This is a genomic window from Cecembia rubra (genome assembly GCF_003014575.1).
GTDB classification, from domain to species: domain Bacteria; phylum Bacteroidota; class Bacteroidia; order Cytophagales; family Cyclobacteriaceae; genus Cecembia_A; species Cecembia_A rubra.
This window is the reverse complement of record NZ_PYGF01000001.1, coordinates 639773-660709: the sequence shown is the minus strand read 5'-3', so window position 1 is coordinate 660709 and position 20937 is coordinate 639773. Positions and strand designations below refer to the sequence as shown.

Below are 20937 nucleotides of genomic sequence, written 5' to 3'. Positions count from 1 at the left end.
TTTGCCCGAAGTTAAGTGCTTGTGTTTGATTTTTCAAGTCAAGCATTGCTCTTTTTGGGAAATATATCCCATTTTTGAACCTTTTTATACAAGAGGTAATTAAATTAGCAGGCAAAGAATAGAAGCATGCTGAAGGCAAAAGGAATTCAAAAATTCTACGGAGACTTACATGTACTCAAAGGAGTAGATGTGGAAATATTTAAAAATGAAGTAGTTTCAATTGTGGGAGCTTCCGGTGCAGGGAAAAGTACACTTTTGCATATCCTCGGTACACTTGATCAAGCGGACAAAGGTGATGTCTGGATAGATGAAACACTTATTTCTAAATTAAAAGGAGATAAATTGGCGGATTTCAGAAATTCCCAAATTGGATTTATTTTTCAGTTTCATAATTTGCTTCCTGAGTTTACTGCAGAAGAAAACATCATCATTCCTGGTTTAATTGCCCAAAAGTCTGATACAGCTTTAAGAAAAAGAGCAGCAGAATTGGCCGATCTCCTGGGTTTTTCAGGCAGATTAGGCCATAAGCCTTCAGAACTTTCCGGAGGTGAACAGCAAAGGGTCGCAGTGGCAAGAGCCCTGATCAATGATCCAAAAATAATATTTGCAGATGAACCAAGCGGAAACCTGGATTCTCATAATGCGCAATCCCTCCATGAGCTTTTTTTTACTTTAAGGGAAAATTTTGGACAGACTTTCGTTATTGTTACCCATAACCAAGAGCTGGCAAAAATGGCTGACAGAACCCTTACCATGCAAGATGGAACTATTTTGTCCATGGACAGAAATATACAGGTTAAATAAAGAAGTACTGCTTTCGTTTAATTTATCAACATTACAATTTATTTTCCTGGGATTACAATATGCACCATCCAGCCGGATTAAACTCTTAATGACTTGTCAAATCGCAGTATTCAACACATGTTGCTGGCAGGGGTACTTTTTTCCCTGATGAATGTATCTGTAAAGCTGGTGTCACATATTCCAGCTATTGAAATTATTCTTTTCAGGTCTGTATTCAGTTTGATCTTAACTTATTTTTTACTTAAAAAATCAAATGTCCCTGTTTTTGGAACGCATAAGAAACTGCTCGTATTGAGAGGAATGGTCGGTTCTATAGGTCTGATTTCATTTTTTTACAACCTTCAATCTATTCCCCTTGCTTCGGCAGTGACCATTAATTATTTGGCTCCTGTTTTTACAACTATTTTGGGAATTTTCATAGTTAAAGAGAAAGTAAGGCCTATCCAGTTCTTATTCTTTGGATTGTCATTTACGGGGGTTGTTATCATTGAGGGGTTTGACCCTAGGATTTCAGCAATAGATTTAGGAATTGGTTTGATTGGAGCTATGGCTATGGGCTTAGCATACAACCTTATACGTAAAATAAACAATAGGGAGCATCCCTTGGTCATTATGTTTTACTTTCCCTTAATCACTGTTCCAATAGTGTCCATAGTGTCCTATTTTGTTTGGGTAATGCCTGTTGGTTGGGATTGGTTGATTTTGTTGGCCGTTGGCATATTGACCCAATTCGCCCAATATTTTATGACTCTGGCTTATCAAAATTCCCAATTATCGAATGTGGCGAGCCTAAGTTATTTGGGGATTGTCTATGCATTAGGATTTGGGTTTTTTATTTTTGAGGAGACATTTACCCTGATCACTTTTTCCGGTATGCTATTGGTATTGGCGGGTGTACTTTTAAATGTGGCCTCCAAAAAGTAAATAATCGCCCCTGCCATTATCGCTAACCCAAAAAACAATTTTAAAGTCTTTTAAAAAGATGGCAGAGGCGAGTTATTCTTATTTACCGGAATTCCCTGGTTTATTTGGTTTTCCTTTCTGCTGAATCCTGATCATGAGCTGCCCTTTTGCAAGTTCATAAATCTTGGATTTCACTATTTCATAAATTTCAACATTGTGCTCAGGATTGATGAGAATAACACCATCCACCATTTCTGCTTGTTCTATTCTCTCCATCCCAACATCCTTAAACCAGTTTTTAGCATATAGCTCAACCATTAATGTGGCCTCTTGTACCTGGTCAAATTCCAGTACATTATTGCTGTCTTTTGCTTCAAGTTTGCCATCGACTTGGAAACTTTGGTCCCAAAACTCAAATTTTACTGGAACATCTTGGAGTGAACCGGCACTAAAGGTACCTGATAAAGAAGCCGCAGGAGACGTTTCATTACTTTCAATCTCCAAATCAAACATGACTTGCCTATAAACTGCTCTTGGCATGACAAGATTGATTTCATGACCCTCTGGTGTATTGCGGTAAATAATAGGCCTCAGATCTGGAAAATCATAGGAAAAGTTACGATCAATATCAGACCCAACTGGCAATCTACCCAGTACTTTAACGTCTAATTTTCTCACATTCATGGTAGCCTCTTCAATGAATAGCGCTTCCAATACTCTCGCATTAGAGGTTGGAATGTCATCTTCGACTATAGCAAATTCAACATCTACGCTGACAGTTCCTGGTAATGGCACTTCAGTTTCATAAGTACAGGAAAACAGAAGTAACATTCCAGTAGCCACCGCGAGTAAATTGATCATTGTGGATTTTTTCATAATTTCTTAGTTAAGTTGGTTGATAATTTTTGATTAATGTTCAGTAATACCTGTTAAGCAAAAAATTTACCCAAACTAAAATTCTTACCTTCGATTGGGTTAATAGTCCAAACTTTGTAGCATAAATCTGAAATTTTGGTATTTTTTACTCTCAGAACTTCGCAAAACTGAATGGCGAATAAACTATTTGCCAAAGTTTGATAAAGGTTTTTAGGATTCTTTGATACAAACCAGGCTAATCCCTTAATTTTGACTTTTACTTTAGCAAGAAATGAAAATCACCAAAGATCTTTATCGAGGCTCACTAACCCTTTTGACAGATTTTTACCAGTTAACTATGGCTTATGCTTACTGGAAATCAGGTAAAGCGGAAGAAGAAGCAGTTTTTAATTTATTCTTCAGAAAAAATCCTTTTCAGGGGGGATATACCTTAGCTGCTGGTCTGGATTATATCATTGATTTCTGTAGTAATTTTAAATTTGAGCAGGACGATCTGAAGTACCTGAAAGAGATGCGAAATGCTGATGGATCAGCTACATTTGAACCTGCATTTATTGATTATCTTCAAAGTATGGAGTTCTCCTGTGATATGGAAGCTGTTGAAGAAGGTACGGTTGTTTTTCCCCATTTACCATTACTTAGGATTAAAGGCCCTCTTGTCCAATGCCAGTTATTAGAGACACCATTGCTTAATATTATCAATTTTCAGACGCTTATCGCAACCAAAGCAGCGAGAATTGTATATGCGGCTAAAGGTGATGCTGTACTTGAGTTTGGATTAAGAAGAGCCCAGGGAATAGATGGTGCATTGGCGGCCAGTAGGGCAGCTTACATTGGAGGCTGCGCTTCTACCAGCAATGTTATGGCTGGCAAATTATTTGGAATTCCGGTTTCTGGGACACATGCACACAGTTGGATCATGTCATTCGATACAGAACTGGAGGCATTTAAAGCTTATGCCGAGGCTTTCCCCGATAAATGTGTTTTCTTGGTAGATACCTACGATACCATCAACGGGGTCAGGAATGCCATTGAAGTGGGTAAACTGCTCCGGGAAAGCGGAAAAGAAATGATTGGTGTTAGAATTGACTCAGGGGATTTGGCCTATTACAGTAACATTGCCCGGGAAATGTTAGATGCAGCAGGTTTTCCAGATGTCAAAATTGTGGCATCTAATGACCTGGATGAGCAAATCATTACCTCTCTTAAAATGCAGGAAGCTTCAATCAATGTTTGGGGAGTAGGGACCAAGCTGGTAACTGCATATGACCAACCTGCCCTGGGTGCGGTATATAAGTTGGCTGCAATCAAAAACGATAAAGGTGAATGGGAACCCAAAGTGAAAGTTTCCCAACAATCTATCAAAATCAATATACCCGGAATTCAAAATGCTATCAGGTTTTCCAAAAATGGAAAAGCTATTGCAGATATGATTTACCTGGAAGGGGAGGACCTTACTTCTGCCCAATATATTATCATTGATCCTGTAGATCCAACGAAAAGAAAGAAAATCAATACAATCGGATTAGATGAGGAATTTTTACTCAAGCCAATCTTTATCAATGGACAAAAAGTGTATGAAAGTCCGGACATCCATCAGATAAAGAAAAATTCAGAAAGAAATCTTGCCTTATTTGACAAAGCCCATAAGCGCTTTGTTAATCCCCATATATATCCAGTGGGGCTGGAAGAAAAACTATATGAGCTCAGAACCCAATTGGTATTCAAAATGAAAAATTACGATGGAGCATAAAAAGATAATATTCAGCATTCCTTCTTATGCGTATTTATTAGACAAAGTTGTAGCATTGGGGGATTTTGATAGAGGTGAAATAGAACTTAGGTTATTTCCTGATGGAGAAAGGTATCAGCGCATATTGACTTCTGTCAATGGAAAAGAAGTGGTTCTGATTGGAGGAACAATTTCAGATGGGGATACTTTGGAAATTTATGATTTGGCATATGCCCTTATCAAATACGGCGCTAAGTCCATTCATCTTGTCTTTCCATATTTTGGGTATTCTACTATGGAAAGGGCTGTTAACATGGGAGAGGTGGTGACTGCAAAATCAAGGGCGGTGATGTTTTCTTCCCTGCCTAGAACAAGTTTAGGGAACAATTTTATGTTTTTTGACCTTCATTCTGAAGGTATTCCACATTATTTTGAAGGCCAGGTTTTGATCAATCATGTGTATTGTAAGCCAATTATTATCAATGCTGCCAGGGAATTGGCGGATGATGGTTTTGTCATGGCCTGTACAGATGCCGGAAGGGCTAAGTGGGTGGAATCGCTCGCCAATGAAATGGGCGTAAACGCAGCCTTTGTTTTCAAAAGAAGAATTTCAGGGGAAAAAACAGAAGTCACCAGCATATCAGCGGATGTTGAGGGCAAAGATGTGGTCATATATGATGATATGGTCAGGACTGGAGGTTCTTTGATCAATGCCGCAAAAGCCTACAAAGCAGCAGGAGCAAAAAAAATATATACCATCAGCACACACGGATTATTTACAGACAATGCCCTAAAAAGGATTCAGGATTCAGGCGTGATAGAAAAGGTTATTTCCACAGATACCCATCCTAACAGCATTGCCCTGCAAGATGGCTTTCTTAGAGTTGAAAGTATAGCCCCATTGATAGTGGCACAGTTAAAGTCTTTGGTATCATAACTAACTTAAATATGAAAGCATTAGTAATTGTTGATGTTCAAAATGATTTTATCCCTGGTGGTGCACTGGCAGTAAAAGAAGGTGATCAAATTGTGCCCATCATTAATTCAATTCAGCAAAAATTTGATTTCATTGTAGCTACTCAAGACTGGCATCCCAAAGACCATGGGAGTTTTGCGTCCAATCACCACGGGAAAGAAATTGGGGAGTTCATTGATTTGAATGGTATTCAACAAATACTTTGGCCTGTGCATTGTGTTCAAGGTTCATCTGGAGCAGATTTTCATCCGCATTTATCAAAAAAGCATTGGCGGGCTGTATTTCAAAAAGGAACCAACCCTCTTGTAGATTCATATAGCGGTTTTTTTGATAATAACCGCCAAGGAGATACGGGGCTGTCATCTTTTCTTAAATCCCAAGGTATAGCTGAAATATTTGTTTGTGGTTTGGCAACAGACTATTGCGTAAAGTTCACTGTTTTGGATGGACTGGAGGAAGGATTCAAGGTCAATCTTATTGCTGATGCGACGAGGGCTGTTAATTTGCAACCGGGAGATTTTGAAATGGCCATCGAACAGATGAAAAATGCCGGTGCAACAATACTAAAGGCATCAGACCTTTAATTTGGAATTGTGATTTAAAATACATTTCAAAAAAGTCTATAGAGCTAAATTTGTCAAAATTTTAGTTGATAGTTTGAAGCCTGAAATCATGAAAACTTCCACATTTCCAATAATTTTCCTTTCTCTATTTCTCCTCAATAGCATGAGTTTTGCACAAAACAATAGATTGAGTGACAATAATCAGATAGGTTGGCATGCTTTTTTTCTTAATTATAAAATCAACCAAACCTTCTCATTCCATGGAGAATTTCAATGGAGGAGGACGGGCTTTATTACCAATCCTCAGCAGGATTTATACAGAACTGGACTTAATATTAAATTGCATCAGAATGCAGTAGCAAGGGTTGGATATTTATTCGCAGATACTTACAGTTACGGCCAGATTCCATTGAATAGTTTAGGGATGGAGTTTCCAGAGCACAGGACTTATCAAATGCTGACTTTGACCAATCCTATCGGACGTTTTCAAATCACTTACCGCTTTATGCTGGAACAAAGGTGGATTGGTTCTTTCAGTAGCAAAACACTTGATAAGCCTGACAAATATAATTATCTCAACAGGGCAAGGAATATGGTCCGCATAGATTATCCATTGAACGGTAAAATAATCACTAACGGAACCCATTACTTAGCTGCCTATGATGAAATATTGATAGGCTTTGGAAAGAATGTCAACCAAAATGTTTTTGATCAGAACAGGATCGGATTGTTGACAGGTTATCGCTTCTCAGATCTTTTGAGGATTGAAGGGGGCTATTTTAACCAGATTGTACAATTAGGCAGATTGGTTGAAGGAAAGAATGTGTTTCAGGGAAATAAGGGCTATATCATCAACACTTATTTTAACTTTTAGAATCTAAAACAAGGGATAATAGTGCTTCTTCTATTTCTTTGATTGGGATCTCCAAACAAAAAGGAATATCGGATTGAAATCTCATGTGCACCTCCAGATTGTCTTAAAGCCATTTTGGAAACAGTGAAATCATAACTATAGCCAATATCCAGACCACTTTCCAAAGTAAAGCCTATCAAACCTACAATGGATTCATTATTTGGTAAGGCATATTTGACCGGGAATCCCCTGTACCAAACACCCAGGACCAAAGGCTGGATAAAAAACTGGGTTCCTATATCCAATTGGTTAAAAGGATCTTGGTGTTTATAGTTAAAAGCAATGAATGCTGACCTTTCCTGTCTGGAGTTGCTGAAATAGTTGTTGATTGACCCTTCACCAAGATCAATTTTCAATCCCCCATGTGCGGAAAGCCTCATTGGCAGCTTACTGATATTATCCTCGATGAAAGAAACATTAGGTTGGGTCAAATGATGTGCAGACACACCTAACCAATATATCTGGGTATGGAATAGCATTCCAAAATTATAGTCAGCGAACCTATGCCTGAAATCCTCTGGTAAACCTTCACCACTGTCTGGTCCAATAGTTCCTCTGTTTATATCCATTTGGGAGCCAAAAATTAGGTCACCAAAATAGGCATCCCGTGCCACATAGCTTACCTGACCACCCACTCTCAGGAAAGATTCATGGCCAAGTTTAACCCGATAGGAGTAGAGTAATCCTATTTCATTTTGGTTGAGCCGTGCTTTACTTTCCATGCTTCCGTTAAATATCAATCCTATTCCAGAATTTATATCAAACATAAAATGATCAATATATGCCGAATAGGTATTGAAAGAGTGATCCAAACCAGGCCACTGATTTCTGTAATTCATACCCACACGGGTAAGGTCCGATGCCCCTGTAAAAGCCGGATTCAGGTATAAAGGGGCTGCATAAAATTGGGAATATTGGAAGTCTTGAGCCAAGACTCCAATACTGCTAAAAATCCCTATAAGAAATAAACCAAATCTTTTCATAGTTGACTATTTTAACCTAAAAATTATTGCTATTTAATGGACCAGTGTAAATACTCCGGTTTGGCTTCCCTTGGTTCCATCATTGGCCTTGAAGACAATTTTATAAACATAATTTCCATTTGGACTTAAGACTCCATTCAGAGTTCCATCCCAACCTGAATCGTCTCTAGTGAAAGTGGAATAAACCAATTCTCCCCATTTATTGAAAATATGCATTTCAAACTCATCGATACCCCTCATTTTTGGTATGAAGGTATCATTGAGTCCATCACCATTTGGAGTAAATGCATTTGGAACCATAATCCTGTAGGATGCAATGACCTCTACCTCTATGCTTGTCTCTGACACACAGCCCAATGCATCGAAAGTCATCAATGTGATGGTATACTTTCCAGGTTTGGTATAGACATGGACTGGGTTTTGTTCATTGCTGGTGTTACCATCTCCAAAGTTCCATTCCCATGCTATGACATTTCCTTGGGTTCTATCTATGAATTGAACCTCATCACCAACCAGGATTTCTCCTTCCTGGCCCAAAGCAATGATGGAGTAAATGAAATCAGCATCTGAAAATGCAAGTGGCATTTCTACCATTACAAATGCTTCATCCATACAACCATTTTCATCCGTCACCATCACCGAGATTTCTCCATCTTGATTAAAGAGAATTTCCCTCACATTCGTTTCACCTGTATTCCAGACGATTTGGTAATTTCCTTTACCTCCTGTGATTTCAGCATAGGCAACTCCTACCAATTCCTTGTTTTCACAATCTACTATATATGAAGTTTGAATATCTACTCTTAATCTTTCCGGTTCACCGATATTAAATGTCCTTTCGACAGAACAACCATTATCATCTGTAATGCGAAGGGTATAAGCACCTGCAGGAAGGTCCCTTCTTGAAAGACTTTTAAGAGTTGGATTATCTGCCCAAACAATATCATAAGGTTGAATTCCGCCAGTAATTCCTACATTGATATAACCATGTCTGTCTCCATGGCATGCTAGCTCTTCAGAAAAATCACTTGTCATTTCAAGAGGATCCGGTTCCAGTATTGTATAAGATGCTGCGGTTGAACATCCGTTTCGGTCAGTAACCACTACTGAATAAGTTCCCGGGCCAAGATTTCTCAAATTTCTACTGTTTGGACCATGGGACCAACGGAAAGTATATGGAGCACTTCCACCAGTTACATTCAAGGAAATACTTCCGTTATTGGAACCAGCACATTGACTGTTTTCAACCACTTCATTCATATTGAGGATTTCTGGCTCCCTAACATTGAAAGTAGATGTAATGATACATCCCAAAGCATCTGTGATTTCTACAGAATAGGTACCTGCCCTTAGGTTACCTGCAAAGAGTTGATCGACGACTCCATGACTCCATCTTATACTTACTGGTTCTCTTGCATTTGACAGTGACAATTGAATGGAACCATCATTACCCCCAAAACAGGAAACAGGATTCAGGGCCTCAAGATTCAATCTCCAATTTGGTGCAGGAAGAACTTCAATAGACTCTCTGGCACGACATCCATTGGCATCTGTTACTGTTACAGTATAAATACCAGGACCTAAGTTTGAAATGGTTGGAGTTGTCGCGCCAGTATTCCATAAATAAGTATATGGACCTGTACCACCAGTGACATTCGCGGAGACTTGAACTCTTTCTCCAGGGGAGCAAAGTACCTGACTGGCAGTAAGTTCAACTTCGAATGGCAATATTCTAGGTGGAATTTCATAAGTTCTCTGAACTTGACAACCTGCAGCGTCAGTAATTGTTACAGTATACAATCCTGGTTCAATTCCCACAAGATTTTGTGTAGTAGCACCATTAGACCAAGCAAATGTATATGGAGCAGTTCCACCTCTTACATTGATATCCAGGAATATTTCATCATCAAAATTGCAGAAGAAAGTTTCGAAGTCAGCTTCAACTTCAATTGGAGACTCTGGCTGGGTAATGGTGTAAGTTCTGGATGCCACACAAGAATTTTGATCCACAATGAAAACTGTGTAGGTTCCAGCTGCTAGTCCTGTGATTGAACTACCTATTCTTCCATTACTCCATTGAATACTGTATGCCCCAGTTCCACCTGTAATATTCAAGTGGATTTCACCGGTTCTATCCCCATAACAGGATACATCAATGACTTCAGGGACAACTTGGATTGGTAATGGACTATGGATAAACACAACATCTTCTATAGGATCACAGCCTTGATCTGTAATGGTATATCTGTAATATCCTCCAATTAAGTTGTTTAATTGAGTAGCATTTTCAAAGCTTGGGTTTGGAGTGAAATTAACCCCATCTGTTGAATAAGCCCAATCTATTTGATAAGGAGCTTGTCCTCCTGTCACCTGTAGATTAATGCGGGCAAGATTGCCAGCACAGTTAATGGTAGTATTGGTGACATTTACCTGAATCGGTGTAGGTTGGGTTAGTGTCCTGGATGGGATCAATACCGGACAACCATTGGCATCTACTGCGGTGAAGCTATAGTTGATATTGGCAGCTAAATTTTCGAATACAATTTCCTCACCATCATTTCCGGAATAAGTTTGTCCTTGGAAGGTAATGGTATAAGGTGCAGTACCACCGACCAAGGTAAATGCAATTCTACCATTATTGGAATCATAACATGTAAGATTCTGAGAATTAAATCCTTGAAGAGTCAATGGTGATGCAGGTTGATCAATTTGGATTACTACATCTTCAGAACGGCAACCGGAGGCATTATTGATTGCATAAGCTGTATAGGTCCCTGCAATAGCAATGAATTGGTTGCCAAAAATCTGATTGCCGTTAACGAAATAGGTGAAATTATCCGCTGTACCAAAAGTCGCTGTAAGTTGTACAATTGTATTTCCTCCATGACAAAGGATTTCTCCTTTTGCAAAGGTTAATTCAAATGCAGGTGGGGGTGTAATCAATACATCTTCAGTTATAGAAGAGCAAGCATTTGCATCTTCAACTGTATACCTGTACAATCCCGCTCCTACATTCTCCAGAACTAATCCATTGAAAGGAATCAATTCCCAAATGGAAGTAGAGTAATTAAACCTTTCCCAAGTGATGCTATGCGGTTGTTTCCCGCCTGTAATATTAAGACGTATGAATGTTAGATTTGGCTCACATGCTATTGGTGGGCTTATATGGGTCACAGCCACCAAATCAGGTTGGGTAATTGTGAAACTCCTAGAAACCTGACAGATATTTTCCTGATCAAAAATTAGCAAGGTATACTGTCCAGCAACCAGATTTGTGAACTCATAAGTATTATTTCTGTCCAGGTTATTCAATTCTGTAGAAAATCCTTCTGTATTAGTCAATAACGCCCTGTAAAGAGGTACACCGCCATTTATTCCAAAAGAAATCCTTCCAGTTGGGGTGCCAAAACATTCACCATTTTCTTTGGTAAAATTGATAATTTCCAATGGCCTGTCAGGTCCGGTAATTTGAACCAATACAGGATCAGAAAGACAACCAAAATTATCTATGATTCTTACCTGATAATTTCCAGGCGCCAGGTTGGTAAATGAAGTATTTGAACCTTGGGAAACATTGTTGATAAAGACTGTAAAACTTCTTCCTGGATGCAATGTGGTATTTGTAATATTAATTACTCCATTATTTCCTCCAAAACAGCTTATATTTTGTGATTCTACAGTAAATGTGGGTTTTATTATTTGATTGATGGTGAATGTACCGGAAGTTATTCCACAACCGGGATCTTCAACTGTCCATGTGTATTCGCCATGAGGTAAATTATCAAAATTGAATACACCGGTATTTTCATTTGCAAAGGTTCTGCTAAATCCATTGATGGAATTAATTTGAATAGTCTTCCCAGGTTTTCCACCATTAACAGTCAGACTGAAAGAACCTCTTTCATCTCCACAAAGTGGCTGAACAGCAAGGGGAACAGTGACAATTTGTGGGGGTTGGTTGATGATAAATTCTTCTGAAGTTATTATACAGCCGCTGGCATATTCCAATTCAAAATAGTAAGTGCCGGCTACCAGATTGTTCAGATCCGAACTAGGTATAGGAATACCATTTCCTGATGAAATTCTTCTAAACCATTGTACATTGATTCCTTCAGAATTGCCAAATAAACCAAATGAAATAATCCCATCATTTCCATTGAAACAAGAAACATCTTGGATCACTTCTGTAGTGTAAAAAGGTGGATCCGTTTGGTTGATTGTAATGCTTCCAGTATCTACACAACCTGCACTATCTGTCACCCTAATATCATAATTACCAACGGAAAGGTTCGATACAATAGAATTTGTGATATTTTGCCAAATCCCCCCTAAAAATATCTGGAAAGTATAACCAGGGACACCACCTGTGGCTGTAAAACTAAGTACTCCAAAATCAGCTGGGCAGCTTGCATCATCAGAATTAGTAACCAACTTCAATTTAGAAGGAGGACCGTCTAATCGGATAATTTTAGTAACAGTACAGGATGCTCCGCTACTGTATTCGACCCTATAAAATCCAGGAGTCAATCCATTTACCAATGAAGTGTTTTGGGCAATTAAGTCTCCAGTTTCTACATTATACCATCTGCTGGTTCCCGCTCCCGGTAGTGCTCCTGTAAATTCTACTTCAATCGAACCATCATTGTAAAGACAGGAAGGCGTTACGGTATTTATTAAATTGATTTCCAGTGGATCAGGCTCTTCAATTACAATGTTTTCCAACCTAGCCAAACAGCCATTGGAATCTCTGACCGTAACTGAATATGTGCCTGGACTGAGGTTAGTTGGGTTTTGATTTATAAAACCATGATCCCAGTTATAGAAATATAAACCTGTGCCACCTGTAACCTCAATAAAGATTTTTCCATTATTTCTTCCATGACAAGTGACATCTTCTACATTGACGACTCTGACCTGAATGGGATCAGGCGCAAGTAGGCTAATACTTTGTTCTCTTGTACAGTTATTGGCATCAGTAACCCTAACTATGTAAGTACCCGAACCGATATTTGCCAAGGTAGGGGAGTTTGAACCCACAGCATTTAATACTCCTGAACCATTGTCTCTAAACCAAGAATAATTATATCCAGGATTTCCTCCTCCAGCTTGAATTTCAATTCTTCCATCTGTAGCATCATGGCAAGTTGGTTCAATAGCATTCAATACATTGATTTGGATTCCTGATGCAGGTTGGCTTATCAGAATATTGTTTATTTCTTTGAAACAGCCATTCGCATCAGTAACCCTTACATTATATTGGCCAGCAGGTGCATTAGAAATATTTTGGGCATTGGAAGTAAATCCATTAGGACCAGTCCATCTGTATGTCAGTGCTCCAGTTCCTCCACTTGCTGTTACATTTATTGCACCTGTAGATTCCCCAAAACATAATACATTGGTAGGTTGACCATTCAGTTGGATGGTCAACTCAGGTGTGGGAGGAATTGTAACATTGTGTAAAATAAAGCAATTAGGATTGGACACATCGAACACCCTTGCTACATATTCCCCGGGGCCTCTATTGCTAAGCGTTGTGTTATTGGATAATACCGTTGAAAAATTTCCTGCTCTGAACCATTGAACCCCTAATGAACCACTTCCACCACTTACACTGATTTGAATTGATCCATTATTTTGTCCAGTACAGGTTTCAGTTGTAACATTTGTATTAGTTACAGTGATTTGTGGTAATGAGGTAATATTGAAATTAATATTAGGAACCTGACAGTTATTAGCATCCCTTACTTCTATAAAATTATTATTGGATGCGGCTAATCCTGATATGGTAACAGTATTTGAAGTGGCAGTAGTAGGACTACCTCCATTGAGACGGTAGGTGTAAGGGGCAGTTCCTCCCGAAATTGTAAATGATATGGCTCCAGTAGCTTCACCATAACAATTTACATTTGTAATAATTGGGGCGCTTACTGCAAGAGGTCCAGGTTCGTTAATAGTAAATTGTCTAGTAACCTCGCAATTATTTGCATCCCTTACCACAATTCTATAAGTACCTCCAGATAAATTTGATATATTCAATCCTGTCTGACCAGGAATATTTACGAAATTATTCCCAGATCTGATTTGCCATTGATAAGTAAGTGTTCCCGTACCCCCGTTAACTCTCAACCCTGTGATTGAGCCATTGGCATTGCCATGGCAAAGCACGTGATTGATGTTAAGATTATTATCATTGAATCTGATTTCAGAAGGACTGCCTATCGTGGCTTGGTGATTAATTACGCACTTCCCACCTTCGTAAGCTATGTTAACGACATAGTTTCCTGCCGGTAAGTTATTGAAAAGTACATCATTCCCAACCCTAACTACACCATTAAGAGTAACTGAGTAAGTATTTGAAGGATCTGAAATTTGGATTCTAAGACTTCCATCCGATGCGCCAAAACAGGTAGGGCTTACAGGAGTTGAAGTTACTTGAGGAGAAGGAGGGACTCCAATACTTACAGGTAGTACAAGCTCACAGCCCCCAGAATCCCTAACCCTCACGGTGCTTTGACCTGCTGGAAGATTAAATGCAGTAGCAGTGGTTTCGCCATTACTCCATAAATAAGTATAATTTCCCCATCCTCCTGCTACGTTGGTTACAGTGGCTCTTCCATCATTGGAACCCACACAGGTTAAGTCTACTACACCTGTTATATTGGCTGTTAGAGCTGCCGGAGGCCCTGTTATCGTAACATTTGCTACTGCCGTACAACCTTCCCTATCTGTAACTGTTACACTGTAATTACCTGGTGCAAGACCAGTGACAGTCTGGGTAGTTGCTCCATTACTCCACAAATAGGTATAATTTCCCCAACCTCCAGAAGGATTTACACTGGCTCTTCCATCGTTTGCTCCAAAGCAGGTTACATTATTAGCAGTAGTGTTAAGGCTCAATGGAGAATTTGGTGCGTCGATTCTTACTGTCATTACCTGTGTACAAACAGGATAATTGACACCTCCATGACTTACACTAATGGTATATGTTCCCGGCCCAAAACCTGTCCAGGTCTGTTGACCAGAATTGGCACCTATCGGTACTGAAACATTGTTGACAATTACTGAATTGTTAGGTCCGGTTATGGTAACATTAAAGTTTTGGGGAGGGAAAGGATAATTCATAAAAACCCGATCTGCCCTGACTGTAATTGTTCCATTGTTGCCTCCGACACAGCTTACATTTGTAGCAGTTGCTTTTATATCCAGGAGAACTTCTTTATTGATTGTAAAATTCAATCGGGCAGGGCATGATTGATTTCTATATAAATCAATCACTTCTAAAATATAATTTCCTGCTGGTAATTGATCATAATTGATTACTCCACCTGGAGCTACAATCCAATCCGTTACCGGTCTATTATTATTGTTGTTATTTCCTCTCCTTTCTATGATTCTAAACCTAACTTCACCTTCAAAACCTGTAAGATTAAATGAAATGCCACCATTTCCCTCACAAGTCTCTGGGAAAGTGCCAATTCCAATAGAAGATTGAAAACTAATCTGCTCTACCGGAGGTATTTCAATATTGGTCAGTTCAAGGCATAAATTGGCATCCTCTACTTCCACCACATATTCACCTGCCCTTATCCCTTCAACTGTCAATGGACCCCCTGGAAAATTATTGACAGTTCTGACCACATTTCCATCTAGATCGATGAACCTAATGGTATAAGGTGCCAATCCACCATCTATATTACCGGTAATGACTGCTGTTGTTATTTCACCACATTGCTCTCGTCTTAAAATGTCTACATTCAATGAAAAATTGGAAACGCCTAAAAAAGAATAATGTCGCGTTAAGGTCCTTCCCAAATTATCAGTTGCTATAACCGTATAATTTCCTGCTTGGGCCTGGGATAGCAATGTACTCTGCGAACCTGCTAAATTACTGTCAGTTTGAATTAATTCACCTTCAAAAAACCATCTATAAGTATATGGTGCAACACCTCCGGACACCCTGAACTCTACTGATCTTCTACATTCAGAAAAAAAAGAGTCCTGAACGATGAGCTGGGCTTTGGTTTCATTTGTAAAAGCAACCAAACAAAGCATTCCCAAAACAGCAATGTAAAAATGCCAATAAAGTTTTCTCATATTAGTTTTACTTTTAAAAACGTTGATACTTCTAAAGTTTTCCTCCTTACTGGATGATTAGCCTCTTAAGACTTTCAGTTTTTATCGCAATTATTGTAACCTATGCATAAAATTCAGTATTTCATGTTTTAGTATAATATTTTATGTTTTTCACATAAACATTATTTTCATTGCTGTTAAAACGGAATATTGATTAATAAATAGAATAAAATTGTAAAAACAAAAAATACAATTAGAAAATAAAATCTTTTATTTCACTATTCCGAATAATTTATTGTTGAAACTGAGCTATTTGTAAGCACAAAAAAATTAAAAAAAATCTAAAACATTAGTCAACAAAAACCGTTTAAAACCAGATTCACTTACATAAAAAAACTGCCTCAAGGTTGAGACAGTTTCGTTAATGTTGATTGAAAAAATGGAGTGTTGTATAGCAGTATACTTTAAATTTTTCCTAAATAATTTGGATTATGGCTTCTTTTTTACCTCTGAATTCATATGAATCACCTTTTTTTAAGTTCCATAATGCTGTTACCAAGGGTGAATCCTTTGAAACCAATTGATAATCCGATCCATTTAGACTGACTTTACCCAGTGGTATAGATATCCATAAAGTTCCAATTGGAAGTTTTACTAAGGCACCTTCTTGAACAGTATCAGTTCCTTTAACAGGAACAGCGTTTAATTGACCCAAAAGCATTTTGCTTTTGGAAAGGCTTTTTTCCAGCATGTCCCTTGATTGGTTGAGCATTTCCTGGTGCGTCTCATATTTATCTCCAGCAGAACTTTTCTCTTCTGATTCAGAAGATTCCTGAAGATCTGCCAATTGTTTCTGCAGATCCTGAATTTGCTTTTTCATTAGATCTTGAGCTGCTATAAATAATTGCTGTTTGATGTCTTCTTGAAATTCCATAATGCAAAGAAAATGGAAAATCAAATCAAGAGAAGCATCCCATTAATTTTTTGTATCCCAAAATTATTTTCATTTATTTATACATTGGAATTTCAACCCTTAGATAAATACAATGGCTGCATTAGTTTTGGTGGAAGTAAGTATCCACAATCCCGAACTTTACGAGGAATATAAAAAGCATACATTAGCTACCATTTTGAAATATGGAGGTAGGTTTGTCGTAAGAGGGGCTCAGACTGAATCTCTTGAGGGGGATTGGAATCCTCAAAGGTTGGTAATTTTAGAATTTCCCGATATTCAGGCAGCTAAAGATTGGTGGGCGTCCCCAGAATATACTATAGCAAAGAATATTAGGTACCAAGCTGCCAATTCAAAGATGCTAGTTGTTGAAAGCCTATTTCCTATTGGCCAATAGGGTTCAAATACCTGAACATGGATAATTCAAAAATGGAAATCAGGATTCCCTATGAAACAGTGAAAATCAAACTTCTTGAAAATTTGAGAAGACTTGATTTTACTGAGGATAGAGCAGACCTCTGCGCTGAATTGTTTTTAAGGGCCAGTTTGGAAGGTGTTCCTTCCCACGGTCTGGATAGGTTTCCTGTATTTTTGAATATGATAAAAAAGGGCAAGATTATTCCTAATGCTGTTCCTGAATGTATTTTTCAACAGCTTGTATTTGAAAGGTGGAACGGGAATTTTGGACCTGGACCTTTAAATGCCCATTTTGCAATGGCTAGGTCAATTGAACTTTCAAAAAAATTTGGTGTAGGGTTGGTAGCTCTTCAACATACCAATCATTGGATGAGAGCTGGCAATTTTGGGCTGCAGGCAGCAGAGTCCGGGGTGGTTGGTATTTGCTTTACGAACACCAAACCCAATATGCCGGCATGGGGAGGAAAGGAGCCAAAATTAGGGAATAACCCTTTGGTAATTGCAATTCCCAGAGCCAATGGAATAATTCTTTTAGATATGGCCATGTCTCAGTTTTCTTATGGAAAAATGAACACTTATTTACGAAAAGGAGAGGAAATGCCCTATGAAGCGGGATTTGATCAACAAGGAAATTTAACCAAATCTCCTGCCGAAATTATTTCCAATGAGCTTGCTTTACCAGTCGGTCTTTGGAAAGGAGCTGGTATTTCACTGTTATTGGACATGATTGCCAGCATTTTATCAGGAGGAGCAGCTACCCATGAAGTTGGGAAAAGTGGATTTGAATTTGATCTATCACAGGTGTTTCTTTGCCTTGACCCGGTATTGCTCGGCTTCAATTCTTGGTCTGAACAGAAACTAGACCAAATAATCCAGGATTTAAAAAGTTCAACGGTTTTTCAGGGTAAGGAAATCAGGTTTCCAGGTGAGAAAATAGCGGAGTTAAGGAGGAAAAATTTGGAATTGGGTATTCCTGTAGATCAGGAAGTTTGGAATAAAATAATTGTTGAATCTGAATGAAAGAAAAGGTAGGTATAGGAATTATTGGGACTGGGATAATTACAGGGAAACATATCCAAGCAATAAATCTTCTTGAAAATGGCCAATTGTTAGGTTTAATGGCTTATTCCCAGGCCAATGCAAAAGAAGCAGAACAAACTTTTGGAACCAAGGTTTATACTGACCTTGATGCCTTTCTGTCTATCCCAGGATTGGATTTAGTGGTAATATGCACTCCAAGCGGTCACCATATGGAATATGCCTTGGTTGCTGCAAAAGCCGGAAAACATGTTCTTATTGAGAAGCCCATTGAAGTGACTTTGGAAAAAGCCGACTTAATCATTAATTCCTGCAAAAGCTCAGGTGTTAAATGTGGTGTAATATTTCAAAACCGATTTAGCCAGGATTACATAAAATTGAAACAAGCAGTAAATGATGGAAAATTAGGAAAATTATTAATGGGGAATGCCCATATCAATTGGTACAGAACAGAAGAATACTATAATTCCAGCAATTGGAAAGGGACATTGTCAGGAGATGGGGGCGGTGCTTTTATCAACCAGGGTATTCATACTATAGATTTACTTTTGGATATAATGGGTGATGTAAAAATGGTATTTGGGAAAATTGATTCAATTTATCATACTATAGAAGGGGAAGATATAGGGGCTGCAGTTTTGAATTTCAAAAATGGGGCATTGGGTAGTATCACTGCCTCCACAGCTTTGTATCCAGGTTATCCGGAGAGATTAGAGATTTATGGAAGCTTGGGAAGTGTTATTTTGGAAGCCGGAAAATTAATTGCATGGAATATCAAAGGTGAAGATTTGCAGGTTTCTTCCCCAGATTTTTCAATTGTTTCAGGTTCTTCAGATCCCATGGCTATAGGTTTTCAATTGCACCTTGAGCAATACCGTGATATAGTATCCGCTATTCTTCTAGATAGGGAACCTCTTGTAAATGGGCTAACTGCTCGAAAATCTTTGGAATTGATTTTGACAATTTATAAGTCATCAAAAACCAATGAACCAATATTTTATTAATTCCCAATCATCATAATGAAACCCCACGTTTCCAAGGAATAAAATCATTCTGATCCAGCCTGTCTGATTTTGTTTTGATTTGCCCGGAAGCTACCCCAATGATGTATTCCAAAATTTCTTCACCGCAGGAAGTAATGCTTTTTTCTCCCGAAATAATACCTCCGGCATCTACATCTATTATATCAGGCATCTTTTGTGCCAATGCTGTGTTGGATGAAATTTTAATGACTGGGGAAATGGGATTTCCTGTCGGAGTACCCAATCCAGTGGTGAATAATATAATATTTGCCCCAGATCCCGCCATTGCAGTGGTACTTTCTACATCATTTCCAGGGGTGCATAATAGATTCAGGCCAGGCTTTGTCACATATTCGGTATAATCCAATACATCAGAAATAGGAGAAGTACCACCTTTCTTAGCAGCACCGGCTGATTTGATTGCATCTGTAATCAGCCCATCTTTAATGTTTCCTGGTGATGGATTCATATCAAAGCCCGAACCAACTGAAATCGCTGCATTGGAATACGCTTGCATCAAATCAGCAAATTTTTCAGCTGATTCTTCATCTTGGCACCTGTTGATTAATTCTTGTTCTACTCCACATAATTCCGGAAATTCGGAAAGGATGGTTTTGCCACCCAATGCTGTAATTAGGTCAGAAATATGCCCAACAGCAGGGTTGGCCGAAATTCCAGAAAATCCATCAGAACCTCCACATTCCAAACCAATTGTGAGTTTATCCAATGAACTTGACTCACGTTCAATTTTATTGGCTTCTATTAATGCCAAAAATGTTCTTTTGATAGCTTGGGAAAGTAATTGGGACTCTGTTCCTTCCTTTTGTTGCTCTAAGAATATCAATGGTTTGGTATTTTGGGGATCCAATAGTTTCAATTTTTCCTGTAATATCTGGAATTGTGCATTTTGACATCCAAGACTTAGGATAGTAGCTCCTGCAACATTTGGATTATGAATGTATCCTGCAAACAATGCGCAAAGACTTTCCGAATCTTGCCTTGTTCCACCACAGCCTCCCTGATGTGTCAAAAATTTAATTCCATCAATGTTTTTGAATAATTTTTCCTCCGAATTATCTTGGATTAGATCCGTTGTCAAATCAGCAATCCTTTCTAATCTTCCATTCTGATAGAGGGATTTCATTTGTTTTACCAGGTTTTTATAGGGATTTGTTTTACCATAACCCAATTCCTGCTCAAAAGCCTGCCGGATAATATCCACATTTCTATTTTCGCAGAAAACAAGTGGAATAACCAACCAGTAATTTGCTGTTCCTACTTGACCATCTGCTCTATGGTAGCCCATAAAACTCCTGTGTCGGTATTTTTCAATATTGGGAGCTTTCCATTGAATTTGTTTAAGCTTTTTCCCAAATCCACTGGTTTCATGCCCTATATTACTTGTAGTTATTAGTGTTCCTCTTTCTAGGTTGGTTTTAGCTTTGCCCACTATTACCCCGTACATAAGGATGTGCTCACCTAAACCTATATCCTCTATGGTGAATTTATGCTTGGCCGGTATAAACTGTTTTGTCACAATTTTAACTCCATTGTGGTAAATAATTTCTTCATTTTGAATATCGGTCAATGCCACCAAAACATTGTCATTTTCGTGGATTTGGAGAGTTTTCATCTTCCTTTGGCTAAATTTTTAAATTATTTTTTTGAAATCGTTTGCATAAAGT

The 20937-nt window shown here is 38.4% G+C and carries 14 protein-coding genes; 9 read left to right on the top strand and 5 right to left on the bottom strand.

Translation table 11 applies throughout. The features are described 5' to 3' along the window. Positions 1–126: 126 nt before the first annotated feature. Together CLV48_RS02670 and CLV48_RS02665 are read left to right on the top strand one after the other, a co-directional pair. A complete protein-coding gene (locus tag CLV48_RS02670) occupies positions 127–804 on the top strand; it encodes an ABC transporter ATP-binding protein (RefSeq protein ID WP_106565673.1) in 678 nt (225 codons plus the stop codon). Between the two features lie 117 nt (positions 805–921). Next, positions 922–1728, top strand: a complete 807-nt coding sequence (locus tag CLV48_RS02665; protein WP_106565672.1) for a DMT family transporter — start codon at positions 922–924, stop codon at positions 1726–1728. A gap of 78 nt (positions 1729–1806) precedes the next feature. On the opposite strand, the gene CLV48_RS02660 is transcribed toward CLV48_RS02665, so the two are convergent. Next, the gene (locus CLV48_RS02660) at positions 1807–2583 is read right to left on the bottom strand and encodes a hypothetical protein (protein WP_106565671.1); all 777 of its coding nucleotides are present in this window, start codon (positions 2581–2583) and stop codon (positions 1807–1809) included. Between the two features lie 271 nt (positions 2584–2854). Here CLV48_RS02660 and CLV48_RS02655 point away from each other — a divergent pair, with 271 nt between their 5' ends. The 4 genes from CLV48_RS02655 (at position 2855) to CLV48_RS02640 (ending at position 6728) form a co-directional block, all read left to right on the top strand. After that, on the top strand, positions 2855–4336 hold the full coding sequence (locus CLV48_RS02655; RefSeq protein ID WP_106565670.1) for a nicotinate phosphoribosyltransferase: 1482 nt from the start codon (positions 2855–2857) through the stop codon (positions 4334–4336). After that, a complete protein-coding gene (prs, locus tag CLV48_RS02650) occupies positions 4326–5252 on the top strand; it encodes a ribose-phosphate diphosphokinase (RefSeq protein WP_106565669.1) in 927 nt (308 codons plus the stop codon). Before CLV48_RS02655 ends, prs begins: the two co-directional genes overlap by 11 nt. Positions 5253–5263: 11 nt before the next feature. Continuing rightward, positions 5264–5875 carry a bifunctional nicotinamidase/pyrazinamidase gene (pncA, locus tag CLV48_RS02645; protein WP_106565668.1) on the top strand — a complete coding sequence of 204 codons (612 nt, stop codon included), beginning with the start codon at positions 5264–5266 and terminating at the stop codon, positions 5873–5875. Positions 5876–5963: 88 nt separating this feature from the next. Continuing rightward, complete coding sequence (locus CLV48_RS02640; protein ID WP_106565667.1) at positions 5964–6728, top strand: DUF2490 domain-containing protein; 765 nt, start codon at positions 5964–5966, stop codon at positions 6726–6728. Here the strand turns inward: CLV48_RS02640 and CLV48_RS02635 are convergent. The 3 genes from CLV48_RS02635 to CLV48_RS02625 all read right to left on the bottom strand — a co-directional run bounded on the left by CLV48_RS02635 (position 6725) and on the right by CLV48_RS02625 (position 16757). Beyond that, positions 6725–7750 carry a PorP/SprF family type IX secretion system membrane protein gene (locus CLV48_RS02635; protein ID WP_106565666.1) on the bottom strand — a complete coding sequence of 342 codons (1026 nt, stop codon included), beginning with the start codon at positions 7748–7750 and terminating at the stop codon, positions 6725–6727. The genes CLV48_RS02640 and CLV48_RS02635 overlap by 4 nt on opposite strands. Positions 7751–7783: 33 nt before the next feature. Then, entirely contained in the window at positions 7784–15844 is an 8061-nt protein-coding gene (locus CLV48_RS02630; protein ID WP_106565665.1) for a T9SS type B sorting domain-containing protein, read from the bottom strand. A 454-nt stretch (positions 15845–16298) separates the two neighbouring features. After that, entirely contained in the window at positions 16299–16757 is a 459-nt protein-coding gene (locus CLV48_RS02625; protein ID WP_106565664.1) for a hypothetical protein, read from the bottom strand. Between the two features lie 112 nt (positions 16758–16869). Between CLV48_RS02625 and CLV48_RS02620 the strand changes: the two genes are divergently transcribed. Genes CLV48_RS02620 through CLV48_RS02610 form a run of 3 tightly spaced genes read left to right on the top strand, consistent with a single transcriptional unit; the run spans position 16870 to position 19234 of the window. Continuing rightward, positions 16870–17172, top strand: a complete 303-nt coding sequence (locus CLV48_RS02620; protein ID WP_106565663.1) for a DUF1330 domain-containing protein — start codon at positions 16870–16872, stop codon at positions 17170–17172. 17 nt (positions 17173–17189) lie between these two features. After that, positions 17190–18212, top strand: coding sequence for a 3-dehydro-L-gulonate 2-dehydrogenase (yiaK, locus tag CLV48_RS02615; RefSeq protein WP_245889464.1), 1023 nt, complete (start codon positions 17190–17192; stop codon positions 18210–18212). Next, a complete protein-coding gene (locus CLV48_RS02610) occupies positions 18209–19234 on the top strand; it encodes a Gfo/Idh/MocA family protein (RefSeq protein ID WP_106565662.1) in 1026 nt (341 codons plus the stop codon). The genes yiaK and CLV48_RS02610 overlap by 4 nt, the downstream gene beginning before the upstream one ends. Positions 19235–19244: 10 nt before the next feature. Here CLV48_RS02610 and CLV48_RS02605 read toward each other — a convergent pair whose 3' ends face one another. After that, positions 19245–20885 (bottom strand): UxaA family hydrolase, encoded by a 1641-nt coding sequence (locus CLV48_RS02605; RefSeq protein ID WP_106565661.1) that lies wholly within the window; start codon positions 20883–20885, stop codon positions 19245–19247. Positions 20886–20937 lie beyond the last annotated feature (52 nt).

What these genes read in the sequence shown, in the direction of transcription:
- CLV48_RS02670 (WP_106565673.1), top strand. Translation starts at nt 127, where the DNA reads ATGCTGAAGGCAAAAGGAATTCAAAAATTCTACGGAGACTTACATGTA.
- CLV48_RS02665 (WP_106565672.1), top strand. Translation starts at nt 922, where the DNA reads ATGTTGCTGGCAGGGGTACTTTTTTCCCTGATGAATGTATCTGTAAAG.
- CLV48_RS02660 (WP_106565671.1), bottom strand. Translation starts at nt 2,583, where the DNA reads ATGAAAAAATCCACAATGATCAATTTACTCGCGGTGGCTACTGGAATG.
- CLV48_RS02655 (WP_106565670.1), top strand. Translation starts at nt 2,855, where the DNA reads ATGAAAATCACCAAAGATCTTTATCGAGGCTCACTAACCCTTTTGACA.
- prs (WP_106565669.1), top strand. Translation starts at nt 4,326, where the DNA reads ATGGAGCATAAAAAGATAATATTCAGCATTCCTTCTTATGCGTATTTA.
- pncA (WP_106565668.1), top strand. Translation starts at nt 5,264, where the DNA reads ATGAAAGCATTAGTAATTGTTGATGTTCAAAATGATTTTATCCCTGGT.
- CLV48_RS02640 (WP_106565667.1), top strand. Translation starts at nt 5,964, where the DNA reads ATGAAAACTTCCACATTTCCAATAATTTTCCTTTCTCTATTTCTCCTC.
- CLV48_RS02635 (WP_106565666.1), bottom strand. Translation starts at nt 7,750, where the DNA reads ATGAAAAGATTTGGTTTATTTCTTATAGGGATTTTTAGCAGTATTGGA.
- CLV48_RS02630 (WP_106565665.1), bottom strand. Translation starts at nt 15,844, where the DNA reads ATGAGAAAACTTTATTGGCATTTTTACATTGCTGTTTTGGGAATGCTT.
- CLV48_RS02625 (WP_106565664.1), bottom strand. Translation starts at nt 16,757, where the DNA reads ATGGAATTTCAAGAAGACATCAAACAGCAATTATTTATAGCAGCTCAA.
- CLV48_RS02620 (WP_106565663.1), top strand. Translation starts at nt 16,870, where the DNA reads ATGGCTGCATTAGTTTTGGTGGAAGTAAGTATCCACAATCCCGAACTT.
- yiaK (WP_245889464.1), top strand. Translation starts at nt 17,190, where the DNA reads ATGGATAATTCAAAAATGGAAATCAGGATTCCCTATGAAACAGTGAAA.
- CLV48_RS02610 (WP_106565662.1), top strand. Translation starts at nt 18,209, where the DNA reads ATGAAAGAAAAGGTAGGTATAGGAATTATTGGGACTGGGATAATTACA.
- CLV48_RS02605 (WP_106565661.1), bottom strand. Translation starts at nt 20,885, where the DNA reads ATGAAAACTCTCCAAATCCACGAAAATGACAATGTTTTGGTGGCATTG.